The sequence below is a fragment of the Pseudomonas sp. P2S-1 genome, from assembly GCF_057197725.1.
This window is the reverse complement of sequence record NZ_CM170068.1, coordinates 599,095-618,676: the sequence shown is the minus strand read 5'-3', so window position 1 is coordinate 618,676 and position 19,582 is coordinate 599,095. Positions and strand designations below refer to the sequence as shown.

At 62.7% G+C, this 19,582-nt stretch carries 14 protein-coding genes and 1 pseudogene; 2 read left to right on the top strand and 13 right to left on the bottom strand.

The window, feature by feature from the left end; translation table 11 throughout:
* Nucleotides 1-7: 7 nt before the first annotated feature.
* On the bottom strand, nt 8-847 hold the full coding sequence (yghU, locus tag AC2CQI_RS02920; RefSeq protein ID WP_484579104.1) for a glutathione-dependent disulfide-bond oxidoreductase: 840 nt from the start codon (nt 845-847) through the stop codon (nt 8-10).
* Nucleotides 848-1,054: 207 nt separating this feature from the next.
* Between yghU and AC2CQI_RS02915 the strand changes: the two genes are divergently transcribed.
* Both AC2CQI_RS02915 and gabP read left to right on the top strand, forming a co-directional pair.
* On the top strand, nt 1,055-2,278 hold the full coding sequence (locus AC2CQI_RS02915; protein WP_484579103.1) for a DUF1444 domain-containing protein: 1,224 nt from the start codon (nt 1,055-1,057) through the stop codon (nt 2,276-2,278).
* 254 nt (nt 2,279-2,532) lie between these two features.
* Entirely contained in the window at nt 2,533-3,933 is a 1,401-nt protein-coding gene (gene gabP, locus AC2CQI_RS02910) for a GABA permease (RefSeq protein WP_484579102.1), read from the top strand.
* 4 nt (nt 3,934-3,937) lie between these two features.
* On the opposite strand, the gene AC2CQI_RS02905 is transcribed toward gabP, so the two are convergent.
* The 12 genes and pseudogenes from AC2CQI_RS02905 to AC2CQI_RS02850 form a co-directional block, all read right to left on the bottom strand.
* A complete protein-coding gene (locus AC2CQI_RS02905; RefSeq protein WP_484579101.1) occupies nt 3,938-5,056 on the bottom strand; it encodes an OmpA family protein in 1,119 nt (372 codons plus the stop codon).
* Between the two features lie 23 nt (nt 5,057-5,079).
* Nucleotides 5,080-5,517, bottom strand: coding sequence for a type VI secretion system baseplate subunit TssE (gene tssE / locus AC2CQI_RS02900; RefSeq protein WP_484579100.1), 438 nt, complete (start codon nt 5,515-5,517; stop codon nt 5,080-5,082).
* A 3-nt stretch (nt 5,518-5,520) separates the two neighbouring features.
* Complete coding sequence (tssJ, locus tag AC2CQI_RS02895) at nt 5,521-6,051, bottom strand: type VI secretion system lipoprotein TssJ (RefSeq protein WP_484579099.1); 531 nt, start codon at nt 6,049-6,051, stop codon at nt 5,521-5,523.
* Nucleotides 6,032-7,117, bottom strand: a complete 1,086-nt coding sequence (tssG, locus tag AC2CQI_RS02890) for a type VI secretion system baseplate subunit TssG (RefSeq protein WP_484579098.1) — start codon at nt 7,115-7,117, stop codon at nt 6,032-6,034. Before tssG ends, tssJ begins: the two co-directional genes overlap by 20 nt.
* Nucleotides 7,081-8,844: a type VI secretion system baseplate subunit TssF gene (gene tssF, locus AC2CQI_RS02885; RefSeq protein ID WP_484579097.1), complete on the bottom strand. Its 1,764-nt coding sequence runs from the start codon at nt 8,842-8,844 to the stop codon at nt 7,081-7,083. The genes tssG and tssF overlap by 37 nt, the downstream gene beginning before the upstream one ends.
* Before the next feature lie 27 nt (nt 8,845-8,871).
* On the bottom strand, nt 8,872-10,458 hold the full coding sequence (tssA, locus tag AC2CQI_RS02880; RefSeq protein WP_484579096.1) for a type VI secretion system protein TssA: 1,587 nt from the start codon (nt 10,456-10,458) through the stop codon (nt 8,872-8,874).
* 30 nt (nt 10,459-10,488) lie between these two features.
* A complete protein-coding gene (locus AC2CQI_RS02875; protein WP_484579095.1) occupies nt 10,489-11,187 on the bottom strand; it encodes a DUF3592 domain-containing protein in 699 nt (232 codons plus the stop codon).
* Nucleotides 11,188-11,365: 178 nt separating this feature from the next.
* Nucleotides 11,366-14,692: an ImcF-related family protein gene (locus tag AC2CQI_RS02870; protein WP_484579094.1), complete on the bottom strand. Its 3,327-nt coding sequence runs from the start codon at nt 14,690-14,692 to the stop codon at nt 11,366-11,368.
* Between the two features lie 13 nt (nt 14,693-14,705).
* Nucleotides 14,706-15,893, bottom strand: a complete 1,188-nt coding sequence (locus AC2CQI_RS02865) for a hypothetical protein (protein WP_484579093.1) — start codon at nt 15,891-15,893, stop codon at nt 14,706-14,708.
* 54 nt (nt 15,894-15,947) lie between these two features.
* Entirely contained in the window at nt 15,948-17,222 is a 1,275-nt protein-coding gene (locus AC2CQI_RS02860) for an SEL1-like repeat protein (RefSeq protein WP_484579092.1), read from the bottom strand.
* Nucleotides 17,222-18,220 (bottom strand): annotated as a pseudogene (locus AC2CQI_RS02855) (phospholipase D-like domain-containing protein); the annotation flags it as partial. The pseudogene AC2CQI_RS02855 and the gene AC2CQI_RS02860, both read right to left, overlap by 1 nt.
* Before the next feature lie 96 nt (nt 18,221-18,316).
* The gene (locus AC2CQI_RS02850; RefSeq protein ID WP_484579091.1) at nt 18,317-19,501 is read right to left on the bottom strand and encodes an SEL1-like repeat protein; all 1,185 of its coding nucleotides are present in this window, start codon (nt 19,499-19,501) and stop codon (nt 18,317-18,319) included.
* Nucleotides 19,502-19,582: the final 81 nt, after the last annotated feature.

Sequence of the window (19,582 nt, the reverse complement as noted above, 5' to 3'; positions counted from 1 at the left end):
GCGCCGATCAGTCGAAATCACTCGCCGCATGCCGCTCCGGCAACTGCTCCGCCTCATCCCCCCAGGTCTTGTTCACCCGCTGCCCGCGCTTGACCGCCGGGCGCTCGGCAATCTCGTTGGCCCAGCGCAGCACATGGGTGTAGCTGGCAGCGTCGAGGAATTCGGCAGCGCCATACACCTTGTTGCGCAGCATTTCGCCGAACCAGGGCCAGCAGGCGATATCGGCGATGCTGTATTCGTCCCCGGCGACATAGCGGTTTTCCGCCAATTGCCGGTCCAGCACGTCGAGCAGGCGCTTGACCTCCATGGTGTATCGGTTGATCGGGTACTCGAACTTTTCCGGCGCATAGGCGAAGAAATGCCCGAAGCCGCCACCGACGAAACCGGCGCCGCTCATCTGCCAGAACAGCCAGTTCAGGCATTCGGCGCGCTTGGCCGGGTCCTTGGGGATGAAGGCGCCGAAGGAGTCGGCCAGGTACAGCAGGATCGAGCCGGACTCGAAGAGGCGCACCGCCGGTTTCTGCCGGGTGTCCAGCAGCGCCGGAATTTTCGAGTTGGGATTGAGTTCGACGAAGCCGCTGCCGAACTGGTCGCCCTCGCCGATACGGATCAGCCAGGCGTCGTACTCGGCGTCCTTGAAGCCGGCCGCAAGCAACTCCTCGAGCAGCATGCCGACCTTGGCGCCGTTAGGTGTGGCCAGGGAATACAGCTGCAGCGGATGGCGGCCCTGGGGCAGTTCGCGCTCATGGGTCGCACCGGCGATCGGCCGGTTGATGTTGGCGAACTGGCCACCGCTGGCCTTGTCCCAGGTCCAGACCCTGGGCGGGGTATAGGGTTTGTCTGACACGGAAAAGCCCTCCTTGATCGGCTCGGAAACGAGTCTTTATCAGGGATTTCGGCAGCGCGAGGCAAGCCCGGGTTCAGTTTTTGGAAGGATTGCCCGGGACGGGTTTGCCCCTATGAGTGAATTTCCCTCGCTGAGCACGGTCATCTACAGGCTCGCGCTGTTGCCGCGCGGGGTCATGGACCACTGCCACTCACGGAGGAGCCCCACATGCTCGGCGCCCTGCTCGACAAAGTCTTCAACCGCCCCCTCGACGAACACGGCTTCGCCCGCAAGATGATCGAAGCCGCCCGCAGCGCAGGTTATCGAGAGCCGCTGGACTACCTGCCGGACGAGTTCCGGCTGCGCCACGGCGATGGCGCCTACTTCAACCTGCACAACGCCTTTCGCGATTATCGAAACGCCGAGCGCCCGAAACAGAGCGCGGTGCTCGAAGGCTACGTGGCGACCCTGCTACGTTCGCGGGACAAGGCCGCGCGCAGCCTCGACGAGGTGCGCCCGCTGCTGCGCCCGGTGATCCGCAACCTGGCCATGCTCGAAGAGGTGCGCCTGCACCATCTGCGCAGCGAAGCCGGGGGCGCCGGCTACGAGGTGATCCACCGCAGCCTCGGCAAGGACTGCGTGATCCTCCTGGCCATCGACCATCCGGAATCCACCTCGAGCCTGACCAAGGGCCCGGAACCAGGCTGGGGCCTGAGCATGGACGATGCCTTGGGCATCGCCCGCGACAACCTCCGGGCGAGCACGGCCGAAGCGTTCGAGGAGATCGTCCCGGGCCTGTACATCGGCCGCTGGAACGATGGTTACGACGTCAGCCGCGCCTTGCTCCCGGATGTCCTGCAACGGGCGCCGATCAAGGGCCAGCCGGTGTTCATGATCCCCACCAACGACGTTCTGCTGGTGGCCGGCGACCATGACCCGGCGGCGTTGCGGCAGATGGTCGAGCTGAGCTTCAAGGCCCAGGAAAACGGCCGCCCGGTGTCCAGCCAGATCTTCACTTACCAGGACCAGCGCGTAGTGGCGTTCAAATCCAGTGACGACATGCTGCTCGCCCGCCTCGCCACCCTCGACCACCTGCTGCTGCAAGGCGCCTATCACGCGCAGAAGGAACTGCTCGACAAGCTCCACGAAGCGCGCAGCGAGGACCTGTTCGTCGCCAGCTACATGCTCTACGAGCTGGCTGACAGCGGTGGTCGCACCTTCTCCATGTGCAGTTGGACGCAGACGGTAAACAGCCTGCTGCCGCGCACTGACCGGGTGGCCCTGGTGGAACTGGGGCCGGACGGGGTGAGCAATACGCGGCTGGTGGCATGGGCGGAGCTGGAGAGCAAGGCCGGTGGCTTGCTGGAGCAGGTCAGCCTGTATCCGCCGCGGTATCGGACCTTGGGGTTTCCCTTGCCGGAGCAGTTGGGGCAGATGGCGGTGCTTGGCTGAACAGGCTTCGTCGTCCTCCAGGCCTCATCGCTGGCAAGCCAGCTCCACACAGGGAGCTGGGCGAGCCACAGAATTGTGTTCGCCGCAGCGCCGCCCTCCGGCATGCCAATGTCGCTTTCAGCAATGAACGCGGCAAACCCAGGCAACAGACACCTTCCGTAACGGCCTAGCTTCGGCACAGGGCTGCGCTGCGTGCCCGAGCGCAGTCCTTCAGTGCCATTGCATAACAAGTCCAATAACAAAAGGCCTTCAGGATGAATACACCCTCCACGTCGCGTGATCGTGCACAACTGGCGCAGGGTTTCAAACCGCGCCATGTCACCATGCTGTCCATCGCCGGGGTGATCGGCGCCGGGCTGTTCGTCGGTTCCGGACATGCCATTGCCGCCGCCGGCCCCGCCGCCATTCTTGCCTACGTCATGGCTGGCTCCCTGGTGGTGCTGGTGATGCGCATGCTCGGGGAAATGGCGGTCGCCAGCCCCGATACCGGCTCCTTCTCCACCTACGCCGACCGCGCCATCGGGCGCTGGGCCGGGTTCAGCATCGGCTGGCTGTACTGGTGGTTCTGGGTGCTGGTGATCCCCATCGAAGCCATCGCCGCCGGCGTGGTACTCAATGCCTGGTTCCCGCAGGTCGATGCCTGGCTGTTCGCCCTCAGCCTGACCGTGGCCCTGACCGCCACCAACCTGGCCAGCGTCGGCAAGTACGGCGAGTTCGAGTTCTGGTTCGCCATGCTCAAGATCATCGCCATCGTGGCCTTCATCGGCCTGGGCTTCTTCGCCCTGCTCGGCGGCCTGCCAGGTCGCGAGGTCAGCGGCCTGAACCAGCTTCTGCAGACCCAGGGCGGCTTCCTGCCCAACGGCTGGACCGCGATCATCGGCGCCCTGCTCACCACCATGTTCAGCTTCATGGGCACCGAAGCCGTGACCATCGCCGCCTCGGAGTCCAGCAACCCCGCCGGCAACATCGCCCGCGCCACCCGCTCGGTGATCTGGCGGATCAGCGTGTTCTACCTGCTGTCGATCTTCGTGATCATCTCCATCGTGCCGTGGAACGACCCGCTGCTGCCGGTCCAGGGCTCCTACCAGCGCGCCCTGGAAATCATGCAGATTCCCTACGCCAAGCTGCTGGTGGACGCGGTGGTGCTGGTGGCGGTCGCCAGTTGCCTGAACTCGTCGATCTACATCTCCTCGCGGATGGTCTTCTCCCTCGGCAAACGCGGCGACGCCCCGGCGCTGCTGCAACGCACTTCATCCCGCGGCGTACCGCGCGCAGCAGTGATCGCCAGCACCTTGATCGGCATGCTCGCCACGGTGGTCAACTATTTCGCTCCGGCCCACGTGTTCCAGTTCCTGCTGGCCACGTCCGGGTCGATCGCCCTGCTGGTGTACCTGGTGATCGCCTGTTCGCAACTGCGCATGCGCGGCATCCTGCGCCGCGAAGGCAAGGCGCTGGAGTTCCGCATGTGGCTGTTCCCCTGGCTGACCCTGGCGGTGATCGCCTTTATCGTGTTCGCCCTGGGGGTGATGTTCGTGATGCCGGCGCACCGCCTGGAAGTGACGGCGACGCTGGCGTTGGCGGGGGGCATTGCGTTGCTGGGGGTGATGCGTTCACGCCGGCAGGGGCTCGGTGCGCAGGCCTGCGGCCAGGCCTGACGATTCACGCCCCACAGCCCTGGGCCTCAGGCAACAGATGGATATCCACGCGCCGGTTGGCAGCACGCCCCGGCGCGTGGTCATTGCTGGCGACGGGCTGGCTGTCGGCGGCATGGCGAATGGCGAAGCAATCGTCGGGGAGGTCGCTCATGCGCTGGATCCAGGCCCGCACGGCCAGGGCGCGGTCACGCGACAGCTCGCGGTTGCGAGCACTGTCACCGCTACTGTCGGCATGCCCGGTAATGACGATCAACCGGCCCGGATGTGCCGTTATGCCCAAAAGCGCCGCCATCAATGCCATGGTCGAATCGGCTTTCAGCTCGGCGCGGCCCGCCTCGAACAGCGTCAGGGCGCCCAGGCTGACGACCTCGGAAAGACGTGCAGTCTCGCGCAGGTCCGACTGCCAATGGGCCCACCCCGCCCATCCCGCCATCGCGGCCAGCAGAACAGCGGTACCAAGCCCCAGGAGCAGACGGGGCTTGCCCCGGCGCGGCTCGATGACGAACGGCGACGGTACCGGCACAGGCGGCAGGACGAACAGCGGCATGACCACCTGCGTCTCGCTCCCAACTGCGCCCGGCAACGCCATCGGTAGCGGCAAGCGACTGCGTTCGAGGTGTTGCAGGAACCCGGCAAGGTACTGGTCCAGCGACTGCAGCCCGGCCGGCGCCTGACTGACGTGCCCACGCAACAGGTCCTGCAGGCTGCGCACTTGCGCCTCCAGCTGCATCACCCGGGTCAAGGAAGTGGGCGCGACACTCAATCCGCGCAGCATTACCAGCACCTGCTGGCACAGCCAATCGAGGATCTCCAGCCGCGTCGCGTCAGCCTTCGGCCAGATGCCTGGCCATTGCCGCGCAAGCTCTTCGAGCAATGCGAACCCTTGCACCAGGCCCTCTGCCCCGCGCTGGTTGCCAAGGGCAAGGACGAAGGCCACGCCCGATTGCAGGTCGATGCCGTTCTCCTTGAAAAGCGCAAGGCACAAACCCTCCACCCGCTCCCAGTGCACATCCGGGCAGGCGGGATGATTCAGCTTTGCCAACTCGGTACACAGGTGCTTGAACGCTTCGAGGTGCCGCGGATCGCCGCCAAGGCGGACCTGCGCTGCGAATAGTGCCGTCATCCGGCGCTCCTTATCATGAGGCTTCAGGTAGCCAGGTGATCCTGGCGCTTGAGGTGGCGGATCAGCACGCGGCCACCGCCGGCCAGGGACGTGTCGAAGGTGACTGCTTCGCCGTTTTTCAGACGGGCGTGGAGCCGGTATTCCAGATGGCCCGGTCGCGTCAGGGGAGCAGCCTCGATGCGCAGATGGGACAGGCGTGGCTCGTAGACACCCACCGTCTTGCGCATGGCGTCGAGCACACCGTTGGCGGCAGGTGCCAGGCTCTGCAGGACTTGCCCCATGTCAGGCAGGCCAAGGTCCGGCAGGTGCGCCAGGCTGCCGGCGCGGCTGTTGAAAATGCGCTGCAGGTTGTCCAGTACCGACAGCACATGCTGGTCCTGTTCGTCGATGTGGTGCAGGTCCAGCTCGCCACTGAAGTTGCCCAGCAGCACCTCGTAAAGCGAGGGCGGATGATCGCTCAAGGCTCAGCCCTCCTCGGGTCGCAGGCTGAGGTGGTTGTCGCCCAGCTCGATGACCCGGGCCTGGTCCGGATCGAGGTCATCACGTTGCAACACCAGGCGCCAGGTGCCGGCCTGCGGCTCCGGGAAGCGAAACAGTGCGACCACGGCCACATGCCTGGCATCCCGGTGCATCGGCATGTTCAGTTGCGCGCCCTGCTCGGGCGTCACCACCACTGCGCGCTGATCCAGCAGGTCGGCGCCAAGCGCCTTCTGGCTGTCGTCCAGCAGTTCTTCGTAGCTGGCCTTGTGCAAGGCCTTCTGGTCGCGCAACTGGTAGACCCGCACCAGGGCCGGGACAGACAGCGCATTCATGTCCTGCAGACCGGTGTTCAGCGCCGAGCGGCCACTGAAATCCAGGTGCAGGGTCTTCACCTGCTTGTAGAACACTGCCTGTGCAGTGTCGCGGGTGCCGTCGGTGATGCCCTGGAACAGCCCGCAGCCGCCCAGCGAAACAGCCAGTGCAAAAATCGATGCCCTAGAAACGGTACGCCACATCTTCACTTTTCCTTTCCCGAGGGTTGTTCTTCAGGCCTTCGTAGCGGCCCAGATTGATGGTGATGCTGGCCTGCCGGTCGTCGCCGAGTGGCCCGAGTACCGCAGTCATGCCGAGCAAGGCGGTGCTGCCTCCCAGGGCTGCCGGCGCCAGGCTGTGCAGCGGCAGTGACAGATGCAGGCGCGCGGTACAGCGCCAGCCCAGGTACACCCGCAGCAGCACCAGCAGATCACTGTGCAGGTGCCCGCCGGGCAGCCAGTCACGGGCTTCCCGGGGATCCTCGGTCGAGAGCACCAGCAGCAACTGGCTGCTGGCATCCCGGGCCACCGCGCCCAGCGGCGTGCTTTGGTTCAGGTAGGTCGGGCGGCCGTGGCCCAGTCCCGGAGCCGGCGTCAGGTGGACAGTACGCGGCCAGTGCCCCTGGACCCGCACCCGGGTATGGCTCGCCAGCAGCGTGACCAGCGCGGTGACCCCTTCGGCATTGCGGGTCGGCAGGCGCATGACCGAGAGCAACGCAAGAAAACGCGAGACCGGCGTGGCGATGCGCTCGGCCGTCCCCGGTATGCCCAGGCCGATCAGGCCCAGCAGGCACTGCGAGGTGGCGTCGCGGCCACCCGCCTCGAAGGTGGCCGGATAGGAGTACTTGCGCCAGATCCGGTAGAACTGGGTGAAGATCCGGTGGTTGAACATATCCAGGAAGGACTCCAGCGCCTCGTGGCCTTCACGGCGGCAGGCGATGTCGTCCAGGTAGGCCGTAGGCAACGGCGAATCCACGCCATACAGCCCCAGCAAGCGGGTGCGTACCGTCGCCGGACGCTGCGGCGCCCGCTCGTCGAACTCGATGGCGCGCAGCTCGCCGCCGGGAAAGCCCATGCCGGGATCGGGGCGGAACCGCACCGGATCGTCGGCCGGATCATGGGTGCTGCCCAGCGGCGGCAGGCCGGATGAAGCGTTTTCCAGCAACTGGCAAAAGCGGTACAGGTCGGCCTCGGCCACCCGCCCCTGCAGGGCGCGGAGCAGTTCGGCGGCGTTCAGCCGGGGATCCGCTGGCTGTGGTTCTCGTTCCATCGCAGGGTCTTCCCGGTCGGTTGCAGGATCAGCGTGAGCTGGTTGAACAAATGGATATCGGCATACAAGGCGAAGAAGCGGTTGAGCAGCTCGCCGAACAGGGCGATATCGCCCTCGCCGCAGAAACCGTCGGCGTCCAGGGTCACTTCGATATCCACGCCGCGCAGCAGGAAGCCTTTGTCGTAGCGCTGGATCAGGTGATGGCGCACCTCGACGATGGCCGCCAGGCGCCGGCGGTTGAGTTCGTTGTCACCCCAGTCATACAGCGCCAGGGTGCCACGCAGGACCTCGGCGCTGTCGAGCATGGGCAGGAAGTTCGAGCCGAGGTGGCTGAGCACGCGCCAGTGGAAGCGGTCGCGGCTGGGGGGGTAGCACGGCAGGGTCGGGGCGGTGAGGTTGCGCACGCGCAGGCTGCCGTGCTCCGACTGCTGATGACTATCGAGCAGCGTGCTCTGCAGGGCCTTGCGCGGCAGTTGGCCATTGGTCCCGGTCAGGCTCAGGGACAGGCTTCTGCCAGCGACACAATCTTCCGTCTCGAAGCCTTCGCCCCCCAGAATCAGCCAGGTGTCGTGCAAGCCAGCGGGCCCCACTTTCACCCGACTATGGAAATAGCGCTCCGATGCCTCTTCCCGGAGCATTCCGCCCTTGTGGCGGAAGCTGCTGAACGAAACATAGTCGCGAGCCCCTCCCTCCCCCATCGTGGAAACGGCATCCACCGAGTAGATTTCGGTATGGCCATCCTGCAGGCGTTGAGGGCGCAACAAATAGCCCGATTGCAGCGGATCCAGTTGCAGGGGATCGCACTCGAGCGGGAACAGATTGATCACCGGCACGGCGTTCAAGCGTATATGTTCGAGCGCCGGATTGACGCTGTGGGACCACGGCTCGGGCAACACGACCTCCACCTCGAACCAGCGGGCACCGGCAGCCAGTTGCCAACGCTCCAGCCCATGCAGGGTCACGAACATGAACTTCTCGCGAAAACCGAAGTACTCCAGCAAGAGCTGATAGCCGCTGAATGCACTGTCGCCCTTGGCCCAGAGACGGTCTTCCTCGGCAAAGCCGGCGGGTGAGAAGTGGCCGTGCAGACGTCGACGCTGCACGTCTCCCGCCTGGCGAATGTAAAGCTCCGGCTGGTCCAGCGTCAGCGCCTTGTGCAGGGCGCACGCCATGGCCGGCTCGGCGTTGAGATAGAGCTCCAGGCGCTGCGGCCCCGGGAGCGTCTCAAGCGCACTGCGATCCAGGCGCAAGCGCAGCACGGTACGGCCATCCGCCTGGTAGTCGAGGCCAAAAGCGCTGACGGCGAAGGGTTGGAGACGCATGTCCCGGGTGGTGAGATAGCTGCACCGGGTACGCTTGGGACCGATCGGTTGCGATTGCACGGCGAAGCCGCGCGGAATCGAGGCCTGCGCCTTCATCTGCTGCAGATCCGGGATCAACTCGACGATCGCCAGCGACGGGATGGTCCGCAGGTAATGGGGCCAGAGCAGGCTGACCAGCCCTTCGGTCAGCTCGGGCAGGTCGTCATCGAGTTTTTCCCGCAGCCGCCCCATGAGAAAGGCGAAGCCTTCCAGCAGCCGTTCGACGAAAGGGTCGCGGGCGCCGGTCCGGTCCAGGTTGAGGTGCGCGGCGCGATCAGGAAACGCTTCGGCGAATTCCTTGCCTGCCTCACGCAGGTAGCGCATTTCGGCATCGAAATAGCGCAGGGTCAGGTTGTCGATGGTCAAGGGAGTCAGGTTCCGTTCAAGAGAAAGTCAGCCGCACAGCACGGCGGCACGTACCGGGTCGATGGCCACCAGGGCGGCGAGCTGGGCGTCCATCCGCCGGGCCAGCGCGGCACGGTCGACATCACCGCGCTGGGCCCTAAGGCGCAGCAGCCTGAGCAGGCGGGCCTTGATCTCGAAATGCAGGTCGGGCTCCCAGTCGCGCAGGCCCTGGCGCTCACCGATCTCGTCCAGTTCGCCCAGCAGATGCAGGGCCAGGTCGCTCTTGCCGTACTGCTCGGCAATCCGCGCCATCAGCAGGCGCAGCAGCCAGCGCTGACGTCCCGAACGCACCTCCGGACGCCCGGCCAGCCAGGCCAGGGCCTGCTCGACGCCCTCGCTGTCGGCCTGGGCAAGGGCTTCGCTTTCCAGTGCCAGGATGTCGTCCCGGGCCGGGGCCGCATCGTTGCCGGGAGCCGGCAGCCAGTTTTCGGGCCGGTTGCCGCTGACCTCGCGGGCGATCCATTCACGGGTCGCCTCCTCGGCCAGGGGTGAACCGTCCTCCCAGCACAAGGCTTCCAGGCCGGGCAAGCGTTCGAGAAACATGCCGAGGTCGCGCTGGATGATGCCGGCCCAGCTCCGCCGAGGCTCCGGTAGATGCGTCAGGGCCTGGTGCAGGTACCAATGCAGGTCGAGCCAGAAATGATTGACCGCTTCGGCGAACGCGTCCTCGACCTGTTCCAGCAACTCCTCCCAGCGCTGCCGGGTGTGCAGGCGCTTGAGCTGGGTGATCAGGGTTGCGCGGGGCGCATACAGATGGGTGCAGCCCCGGGTATCGTGGGGCGGGGTTTCCTGCAGGGTGTCCCAGCGCAGGCTGCGCATCAGGCGATGGGCCGCCAGCCAGCCTTCGGGTTGCTCGCGCAGCCAGCCGGCCAGCAGGCGACCGCTGTCCAGCAGGTCGCGGCCGGATCTGGGTGCCTGAATCGGCGTCGCGGAATCAGCAGCGGTCGGGTCCTGCGCCGTGGTGTTCTGCGGGACCACAGCCGTCACTCCGCCGGACTGATTCAGGCGCAATGACAACACCGAGTACAGCGAACCAAGGTCAGGGCGCTGTGCCTCAGGCCAGGCTTGCACGGTCTTGTCCAGCCAGGCCAGGGCTGCCACGGTACGTTCGGCCTCCTCCCGGACCACCGCCGGGAACTGCGCCAGGCCGTCCAGGACCTTGGCCGTGGCCAGCCATTCCAGGGCCATGCGCCGGGCATTGCCTCGGGCGGGCAGGACATCGCCGGCAAAGCGTTCGAGCAGCGCCGCCAGCAGGCTCAAGCCATCGGCCAGGCCGGCCTCGCCATCCCGTTGCAGACGGGCCCAGAGGTAGTACGTGGCGACCCGCAGGTCCTTGCAGCGGGTCTGCAACAGTCTCCGGGCCAGCTCCGCCACTTGCTGCGGGTCGGCCCCGGAGAGCTTGTTGACCTCCTCGCGCATCTGCTGGAAATCATCCTCGGAGGCCGGGTCAGCGCCGACCGCCGAGGTGCCGTCGATGGGCAGCAGCCAGTCCTGCCAGCGCTGCGCCTCCTTGCGAGCCAGGGACAGCGGATCACGGTCGCCGAAGCAACTATCGATAAGAGATGGCAGGCTCATGGATTTCCCTCGCAATGGACTTCAGGCCGCTCAGACCACAACGTTCGGCAGGAATGAAATATCCACGTGGTAGTTGCGGGAGTTGCGTTCATCCAGCAGAACGCGGATCTTTTCGCCATTGATATAACGGGACGGTTCGAACCAGATATTCTCGCTTTCGAAGACATGAAACTGCGAAGTCTGCGGATTGACCCAATGGCACACGATAACGAACGGGTTATTGCCATTCACCGATACAGTGCGGTTGCGCCGCACTTCCTGAAGGTCTGCCTGCACCTCGATACCGTTCTTGTGCAGATACTCCTTGTTACGCTTTCGCCGCAGACCGAACAGCATCATGAGGAGCCCGATCAACAGGAACGGCAGGCCCACGACCAGCAGCACCAGGCTCACCGCCCAATGCTCCGAAAAACTGTCTATACGGGCATCTTCCGGCTGATTCGGCGGGTACATCACCGTGACGCTCTCGCCCTTCTGGTAGGCCGGTGGGTAGCTGCTCACACTGGAGCTGAAGCGTACCGGCTTGCCATTGTCGTCCCTGAACACCACCACCGGGCGCAGGGTGGTGGAGTTGTCCCGGACCTCTGCCTGCAAGTCGACGACCACGCCGGTGGCAGACTTTGCGCTGGCGATGAAGTGCTGGGTGTTCTGATAGGAGATAACCGCACCGAGGACAGCGAGCCCCCCAATCAGCAGGAACAGGTATGTGGCAATTTTTAGAATTTTCATTTCTACCCTTGGAAATCGAAATGGCAACTGCGGCACTAATAGAGTGCACCGGATTGTTATTAGTTATGTTTTGCTCTACGCGAGTATCTTTCCCGCACCGGACAGTAAGTGATCTCAGCTAATAGTTCTACGGCTCGAGCCTACGCTGGGATTTTTCCATGCTTTAATAGGAAATTTCCTACAAGTCTCTGACCGTAACTTCCCTTTTGTCTTTGCCTTCCAGAAAGATCTGCGCCGGCAACTTGAACCCCCGCAACCGCAACAACGCCAGTGGCCCCTCGCCCAACTCCGTGCGCAGATGCCAGGTCAGTGCCTTGCCATCCGGTGCCCGCACCTCCAGGTGGTAACGGCTGGCGCCATCGTCCAGCAGGGTGACCTTGGCATTCTCCAGGAAGCGGATCAGCCCCCAGGTCCCCTGGTAATCGCCATACATACGCAGATCGCTGCCCACGCTGGTCCATAGCACTCGGGTGCCCGGATGACTGCCCTGCCCCGGCCAGTAGAAGCGCTGCCAGCGTTCCTTCTGGTTGAAGTAGTGATGCTTCTCGCCATTGAGGATCAACTGGGTATCGATCACGTTGCTGACCGGCTTGCCCCGCAGTTCGAAGCTCATGCCCAGCCCGCCATCGGGCGTGTAGAGCACGTCCGAAAGGTGGCTGAGCTGGTTGACCGCCTCCAGGAAACGCGGGTTGAAGCGCAGGCCCTGGCTGTGTTGCGGGTCGGCCACCCAGCGGCTGCCTTCCTTGCGCATCACGCCATTGAGCTGGGCGCTGAGGAACTGGTCGATACGCCCGGAATCGCTGCGGATCATCTGGCCGAGCATCGGCAGCGAGACATCGCTGTCGGTTGCCGCGAAGGGATAGCGGCCATCGAAGGCGCTGCGCCATTCACTCACGATGGCGCGCTGCCATTGGTTGTTCAGGCTTGCGGCCGCAGGTTGCAGCACCCGCTGCCAGGCCTCGTCCAGCGGTTGCACGAACAGGGTTTCGCCCATCGAGCCCCATTCGGCGCCGAGGCTGGCGGAGAGCAGGCTGCCGTAGGCGCGGGTGTCGCTGAGGTCCACGCTCTTGCCCTGGAACACGGTCTGGGCCAGGGCCTGGGTGGATTCGCGGGGGTCGGCGGCGTTGCTGATCTGCTGGAGCTTCAGGCGTACCCGGGTAACGCGGGTGAGGAAGGCTTGCAGGGTCAGGCGCTCTTCGCCGCTTTGCGCTTCTTCCTTGCCAAGCACCGCCAGCAGCGGGCCGAAGGTGTCGTCCAGCGGGCTGTCGAGGTGGGCGGCGACGCGCTCGACCAGTTGGGCCTTGTCTTTGTCCTTGCCGAGCAATTCCTGGGCAGATTGCAGCAGCGAATCGGCAAGCGCCTGTTCACGGGTGCCGGCGCGGCCCTGCCAGGCCAGGGTGTCCATCAGCGCCAGCAGCGGCGACAGGCGCACATCGCTCATTACCGTCAGTTGGTCGATCACCTCCGACAGGCTTCCCGCCCGCTGCCAGCGCAGGCTGTTGAGAAAGGCCAGCCAGGCGCTGCTGTAGTCACGGAAATAGCGGGTGGTGAGGCGTTGCTTGAGGACCTCGGGGGTCAGGTCGCTGGCGACTTCGCCATGGTTGTCGCTGAGCACCCAGTCGATCTCTTCGCGGCGGGCTTCGGCAATGTCGTCGATGGCCTTGCGAATCTCGCCTTCCCAGGCCTCGCGGGTGAAGACCCCGGGGACGCTCTTTGGGGTGGTGAACAGCGTGGCCTCGGTGTCGCCGAGCATCTGGTTCAGGTGCAGGTCCGGGTAGTGGCTGGTGGCGCGTTCGAGGACCTGTTGGTAGAGGGTGGCTTCGGCGTTGCGCTGGCCCAGTTGACCGAGCAGGACCTGGCGCGCCTGGCCCAGCAGAAGAGGATCGAGGTTTGCCGTCGGGTGGGCTTCAAGGTGCTCGGCGTAGAACTTCCATAACCCTGGCGCCAAGGTGTCCCAGGCTCCGGGCGATATGCCCTCGCGCTCAGGCTCCAGCTCGCCCATCACCCGCACCAGATAGCCCGGATCGACCTTTTCCGGCCGGGCCATCATCAGCCAGGCCTTGAGTTGCTCATAGGATTGACTGGCACGCCGGGCGCGCTCGGGGCTGTCCGGTGGCAGGCGCACCAGCGCGTCGAGCCTGGCTTGCAGCAGCGCTACGGCGGGGTCGCGCAGCAGCCGGGCATTGAGCTCGACATAGCGCGGCCACAGGGTGTCGAGCAGGTCCTGGTTCTGGCTGAGGCCGAAACGCAGGTACCACGGCGGGCCTTCCTGGGAGCGGTAGTCGAGGCGATCCAGTTGGCGGACCAGTTCGTGCAAAGCCAGCAACTGGGCATCGCCCTGCCCGGCCTGGTCCAGCGTGGTCAGCAGGGTTTGCACGTCGAGAATCTGCTGGCGGTTGGTGGTGAAGGACAAGGCCATTCCGGCGCCCCACACCAGCGCGAAAACCATGAACGTCGCATAGGCGATGCGCGGGGCCTGCCAGCCGAAACGGCGCGGGCGGGTCTTGTCATCGATCAGGGCTTGCCAAGGTTTTTCGGTGATCCAGAGGTGACCGAGCTTGTCGTCGGTACGCGGCGCGAAGACCGGGCCGAACCACAGGCCGCGCAGGTCCACGCCACGAATCCCGGAGACCAGCCATGGGCGCAGTACCGTCAGCCAACGAGGGATGCCGTTGTGGTGCAGGTCGTTGGACAGGCGCAGGAGGAAGTCGTGGTTCATGTTCTTGCGCATCTGGGCCAGGCCGGTAACGCGCAGGGGCTCGACCAGGGCGGTCAGTTGGTCTTCCAGGCTGGCGGTGGTGGCCTTCGGCGGCAGCAAACAGCCGACGGGCTGGGTTTCGCGGCCGTCCTGGGACCACTTGCTGGTGCGGACTTCCCAGAGGTACAGCGGCAGGTGCCAGTGCAGCGCACCCGCCAGTGAGCGAAGCCCCTCCTGACAAGTGCCCATGGCGTTTTCATCGATGCTCTGCTCACGGGTCAGGGCCCAGACCACACCGTCCAGACCGCGCCAGCGACTCAGGCTGCGCCACAGGGCCAGGTCGGCGGGATCGGGGTCCGCTTGCAGGCTACCGGCCCAAAGCAGCACGGTGTGCTCACCTACCAGCCAGCGCTGCTCGGCCAGGCCCGGGGCGATGGCCTCGATCTCGGCGGGTTCGCCGGCGATCAGCAGCAGGCGGGTCTTGCGACGCCAGAAGGGGCCGTAGCGTTCATGCAAGTAGCGACCGAGGGTGCCTGCAGCGGGCGTCTCGGCACGGTAGAGCGGCTGAGGCGGCCTTTTGCGCAACGGAGCAGAAAAGTCGGTCGCGCCCAGCTTGCCAAGCCCCAGCAGCCCCATCCATTGCAGAAAGAGCAGCAACAAACCGCCCCCCATAAGTGCTGCGGTAACCCTCCACCGGGTCGGTTCGGAGCCAATACTGACCAGATCGTTATCCACCCAGATCAGCAGGAAACCACACAGGAACAGGCAAGCGATCATCAACCAGATCGCTGCGAAAACATTCTTCATCGATAGACCTCGATCATGCTTGTTGCGCAGGACGGACCACGCACCAATGCGCTGTTGCGTCCTGCACCATCAAAAGTTGCGGCTGCTGGTCAGCGATCGCCTGCTCGCTGCCAACCACCAGCGCGATATTGCCAACCGCACAGCCCGGAGCCCCGAGAGTGTCGTCAAGGCGCAAGCCGGTATCGTTGGCCGGCGCACGTCCCTGCGACTGGTACAGTTCGCGCAGCAGCCCATCCGAAACCTGGGCCTGCCAGGCGAACGGCAGCGTGTCGTCAGGCAAGCAACCCCACAGCAGGACGTCACGCAAGGAATCGGCTTCGGCGCTCATCGCGACGGGGCGGTGAACCCAGGCCGAAGGGCCCACGCCTTGCTCCTCGCAAAATCCGGCACGTGCCAGCAGCACCGCCGATACCGACTCGGCCTGATCGGCGACGGGCTTGTCGAAGAGATTGATTTCAATGGACAGCACCAGCGGAAATGCCTGGGTCTGGTCCAGCCAGGTGTCCAGCCAGAACAGGCCATCGTCGCAGGCGACGTTCAGCGACTCGACATTCAGCGCCCGTTGCTGCGCACAGGCATGGCAGACCGCAAGGACGGTCTTGTTGGCAAGCACATGGTTGTGACGTACCCGCACACGAACGCGCTGCCCCGGGAAAAGGCGATTCAGATCCAGGTCGGGGGTGGACAGAACGCGCTCGAGCCAACTGCGCAGGCGCTGCGCCTGCTCTTCAGGCCCCAGCGGCTGCGGATCGATCAGGGGGCTCCAGCGCATCGTCTGGCTGGTGAGCGGCACGAACACCGTCTGCAAGGGCTTGCTGCCACTGCGCAACGACGCGGCCAGGCGCTCGTTGCCGCCTGCGGTGCAATAGGACATCGCCACGATACCGATCGCCTGGCGCCCCTGCTCGATCAGATCCTGCTCCAGATCTGCCCGGGCGGAGTTCCAGGCGCTGACGTAGGCCTGGCGATTTTCGTAGACGAGCAAGCGCAAGCCATACAGGAACACGCCGAGGGTCAAGGGAAACAACAGGGAGCGGATCCAGAACCATAGGGAGTCAGGTGGCACCTCGAACGGCTGGAGCAACAGCGTCAAGGCAAAGCCCGTCGCCGTGCATAGCAGGATCACCAACAACCAGCGGACTTTGCCGGGGGCGGCCGGGAGCGCGAGTTTATTGGGGAGGTCACGCAGGTTAACTGGCATGCGTTGGCCTCCCGGGAATGTCGATGAGCTGTTCAGTGGTGGACTTGCTTGACTTCATCCCAGCAGCCCCCACTTCACGTATATCGGACCCTTCATCAACTTTCTGGGCAAAGGCCAGATTCGGTGAATGTAGTAGTTGCCCTCAGGGTGGGGCATCAGATCGCCTTCGTTGAAGTGCTGAATAACGTCCTCGTTATGCACCCAGCTTTCTGGCCACATGACTTTCCAGTAGCCCTCTTGTGGGCAAGGTTCGCCGCTTTGGCAGATATCTGCTGGGAAGTATTCAGTCTGGAAGGCAGGAGATCCGGGTTTCGGTCTGCCCGTGGCAGGGTCCAAGCCTTTTTCCTTGGCCAGTTTTTCGATCAGCCACTCTTCGGGTTTGGGTGGAGGGACATTAGCGAGACGTTCTTCCAGCCATCGAAGCTTGCCCTCCCAAGGAGGAAGTCTCGTGGGTGGTAGTGGGGCTATTTCGTCGATTTCAGGGACTTTTGGATGGGCGTAAGAATAGTTGGCTAGTATTCGCCATATTTTTTCGTAACGCTCAGCTCGTTCAGGATCATCCGCTTGCCCAAGATAATAGAGTTCATCGTCGGGTTTTGCGCCTTGGAATGCCTGCCACAGACCATAGGCTGCACTTTCATCTCCTGCTCTCACCCCCATCTGCAGTAGCTTAATCGCCTCTTTATATTCACGTTTGCGTCGAAAAATGACTCCCAATACAGCAGCTGCCTCTCCGTGCCCCTGCTCAGCAGCGCAACGATACATCTGAAGTGCTACATGAGGAGCTATGGTTCTCGGCTCAAGCATTCCTCCGACATAATATTGCGCAAGAGAGCTACCAGCATCCGCAGCTTTACGGAAATACCGCAAAGCCATTTCCGCATCCTGTTCCAACCCCGCGGCACCTTTTTGTAGGAACGTCGCAACAAAGTAATAACCTGAAGCAACTTCATCATCAATCAGATTTTGACTCAGCCGTAAATGCTCATGACCTCGCAATCGAAAATACCCGTGCTCCGCCCCATTCTGCAGATTAATGTTAGACTTAGCATGCCCATGCTCAGCCGCAATTCGATAAAGCCGCTCAATCTCAGAATACACTGAAAAATCCTGCTTTAGTTTGTTGTTTACTTGAAGCCACCTCGCATAGAAAAATAGAGAATCCACACTTTCCACAGAAACAGGAAAGCGTTCATGCGCACAGGAAAAATCAATAACTTTTTCTACAGAACCCAATAGCTGCATTTTAACCAAACCCTCTGAAACCTTTTCACTGCCGTCCTTACAGCCAATCATCAGCAAGACCGTCAACAGCAACAATTTATGCATCAATCAAAATCCCTGAGAGATGCCTCCGCAAAGTGGAACTCAATCAGCGGGGCACAAGGCGCATCTCTATCCTTTTCCCTCCTCCCGTTATCTTGCATAATCGACTTCCAACCAGCGAAAGCTGCGCCCGCATTGTCCTGCGCCCCCCGATCATTTGTGTGCAAACCCCATAGCCTCCTCCTTAACTTCTGGGTCACACCCGCCCACTCATGCGCAATATTTATTTCCGAATCTACCTGCATACTGCGTGTATTGATGTTGGCCGACCCCAGCGTGGTAAACACGTCATCGACAATCATCAACTTGGAGTGAATATAAGTCGGCATCCAATCCGAACATGGCAATGAATCAGGCGCCACCAGTGAGCAGATATGCACTTTGAGGCCGGGAATATCCTCGGCACGGATCGTGGCTTGTTCGACTTGCTCAAGCCGCCGCTCGAGTTCGTCCGTGGTCCTGGCACTTTTCCAGACTTCGTTCTTGCGCTTCAGCTTGGTCGCGGCAGGCATCGTGTCGGCTCGGCCGAGGCTCTCCACCATGCGTTGGGTGTTGGCGATCCCCGGTCCAAGTCCGCCCGGATCGGCATTGGTGATGACGAATAGATGAAGTGCACCATGCAGGCCCGGATCACGCCCGGCAGCCGTTTGCTTGCGGGCGATTTCCTTGATCTTTTCGGCGAGCGGAGGCCAGCGAAAATACTGATTCTCGAGATAGATGAACTGCGTAGCGTTATTGGCGGCCTGCAAATACATCCGCTCGATGTCGCGAACACCGAACTGCGGCTGAGTTCGCAGTAATTGCGCGAGTTGCCGGGTACCGGGGCCACACTCGAGGTCCAGCGCCAGTGCTTTCGCCTTGCGAACGTCCAACAGGTTCTCGTAGGTTTCCTTGAGCCAGGATTGGGCAAAGTTGTGATGAAGGTGCTCCAGAATCGGCCTCGTCAAGCGGCTGGAAATGTCCTGCCGGGGCTTTGCTCCCCGAGGCCCCCGATCAGGAGCGGGTTTGCTGTCGCCAGTACGGTCACGCAGGTTGATCGGCATGCGTTGACCTCCCTGGAATAGCGATAGGTTGTTGAGTGGTGCAGTAGGTGAGCTTCATCCCAATAAGCCCCACTTCACGTAGATCGGCCCTTTCACCAGTTTTCTGGGCAGAGGCCAGATTCGGTGAAGGTAGTAATTGCCTTCCGGGTGCGGCAGCAGGTCGCCTTCGTTGAAATGCTGGATAACTTCTTCGTTGCGCACCCAGCTTTCCGGCCAAATGACTTTCCAGTAGCCCTCTTGTGGGCAAGGTTCGCCGCTTTGGCAGATATCTGCTGGGAAGTACTCAGCCTGGAAGGCAGGAGATCCGGGTGTCGGTCTACCTGTGGCAGGGTCCAGGCCTTTTTCCTTGGCCAGTTTTTCGATCAGCCACTCTTCGGGTTTGGGTGGAGGGACATTAGCGAGACGTTCTTCGAGCCACTGGAGCTTGCCGTCCCATGGCGGAAGTTTGGCAGGCGGCAACGGAACAATACGATTAAGTTCTGGAACCGTTGGATTCGCATAAGAATAATTAGCAATTACACGCCAAATTTTATTATATCTTTCCACACGCTCAAGGTCCTTAGGCTGCCCAAGATAATTGAACTTATCTTCAACTGACGGACCTTTGAAAGCCTCTTCCAGAAAACCGAGAGCCGACTCATCACCAGCCTTAGCCCCTAGATGAAACAGCTCCATAGCGTCGGTGAAAGCTCCCATCCGCTGATAATGAAGCGCCACCATCACGGCTGCGTGCCCGTGCCCTTGCTCAGCCGCACATCGGCGCATCTTTCGAGCAACTTTAGATAAAGCAGCTATAGGGGCCAGTTTGTCTGCAACGTAAGCTTGCGCCGCTGCATTGCCCTCATCTGCAGCCTTCCTGTAATACTTCAGGGACATTTCCTCATCCTGCTGCAAACCGCCGCCTCCGACCTGCAACATTCTGGCAATCATCAAGTAACCCGCAGCGACTTCGGCCTCTATCAATTGCTGGCTCATCCTCAACCGCTCGTACCCTCTCAGCTTGTAGTGCCCGCGCATTGCGCCAATTTGCAGATTGATATTGGCCTTGTGGTGCCCGCCCTCAGAGGCGATGCGATAAAGCCTTTCGACCTCGGCATAAATACTTGCATCGCGAGATAGTTGGTTATTTACTTGCAACCAGCGTGCGTAACGAAAAATCACATCTGCATCTCCCGTCAACTCAGGGATGACTTCATGCTTGCACGAAAAACTCAACCGACTCATTTCGGCATTGCTCATAGTTTCAACTCCAGACACAGCATCGGAAAGGTCTGACCGGCCGGTGCCACACGAAATCAACAGAGTGCTTAGCACCACCAC

What these genes read in the sequence shown, in the direction of transcription:
- AC2CQI_RS02915 (WP_484579103.1), top strand. Translation starts at nt 1,055, where the DNA reads ATGCTCGGCGCCCTGCTCGACAAAGTCTTCAACCGCCCCCTCGACGAA.
- gabP (WP_484579102.1), top strand. Translation starts at nt 2,533, where the DNA reads ATGAATACACCCTCCACGTCGCGTGATCGTGCACAACTGGCGCAGGGT.
- AC2CQI_RS02905 (WP_484579101.1), bottom strand. Translation starts at nt 5,056, where the DNA reads ATGACGGCACTATTCGCAGCGCAGGTCCGCCTTGGCGGCGATCCGCGG.
- tssJ (WP_484579099.1), bottom strand. Translation starts at nt 6,051, where the DNA reads ATGTGGCGTACCGTTTCTAGGGCATCGATTTTTGCACTGGCTGTTTCG.
- tssG (WP_484579098.1), bottom strand. Translation starts at nt 7,117, where the DNA reads ATGGAACGAGAACCACAGCCAGCGGATCCCCGGCTGAACGCCGCCGAA.
- tssA (WP_484579096.1), bottom strand. Translation starts at nt 10,458, where the DNA reads ATGAGCCTGCCATCTCTTATCGATAGTTGCTTCGGCGACCGTGATCCG.
- AC2CQI_RS02875 (WP_484579095.1), bottom strand. Translation starts at nt 11,187, where the DNA reads ATGAAAATTCTAAAAATTGCCACATACCTGTTCCTGCTGATTGGGGGG.
- AC2CQI_RS02870 (WP_484579094.1), bottom strand. Translation starts at nt 14,692, where the DNA reads ATGAAGAATGTTTTCGCAGCGATCTGGTTGATGATCGCTTGCCTGTTC.
- AC2CQI_RS02865 (WP_484579093.1), bottom strand. Translation starts at nt 15,893, where the DNA reads ATGCCAGTTAACCTGCGTGACCTCCCCAATAAACTCGCGCTCCCGGCC.
- AC2CQI_RS02860 (WP_484579092.1), bottom strand. Translation starts at nt 17,222, where the DNA reads ATGCATAAATTGTTGCTGTTGACGGTCTTGCTGATGATTGGCTGTAAG.
- AC2CQI_RS02850 (WP_484579091.1), bottom strand. Translation starts at nt 19,501, where the DNA reads ATGAGCAATGCCGAAATGAGTCGGTTGAGTTTTTCGTGCAAGCATGAA.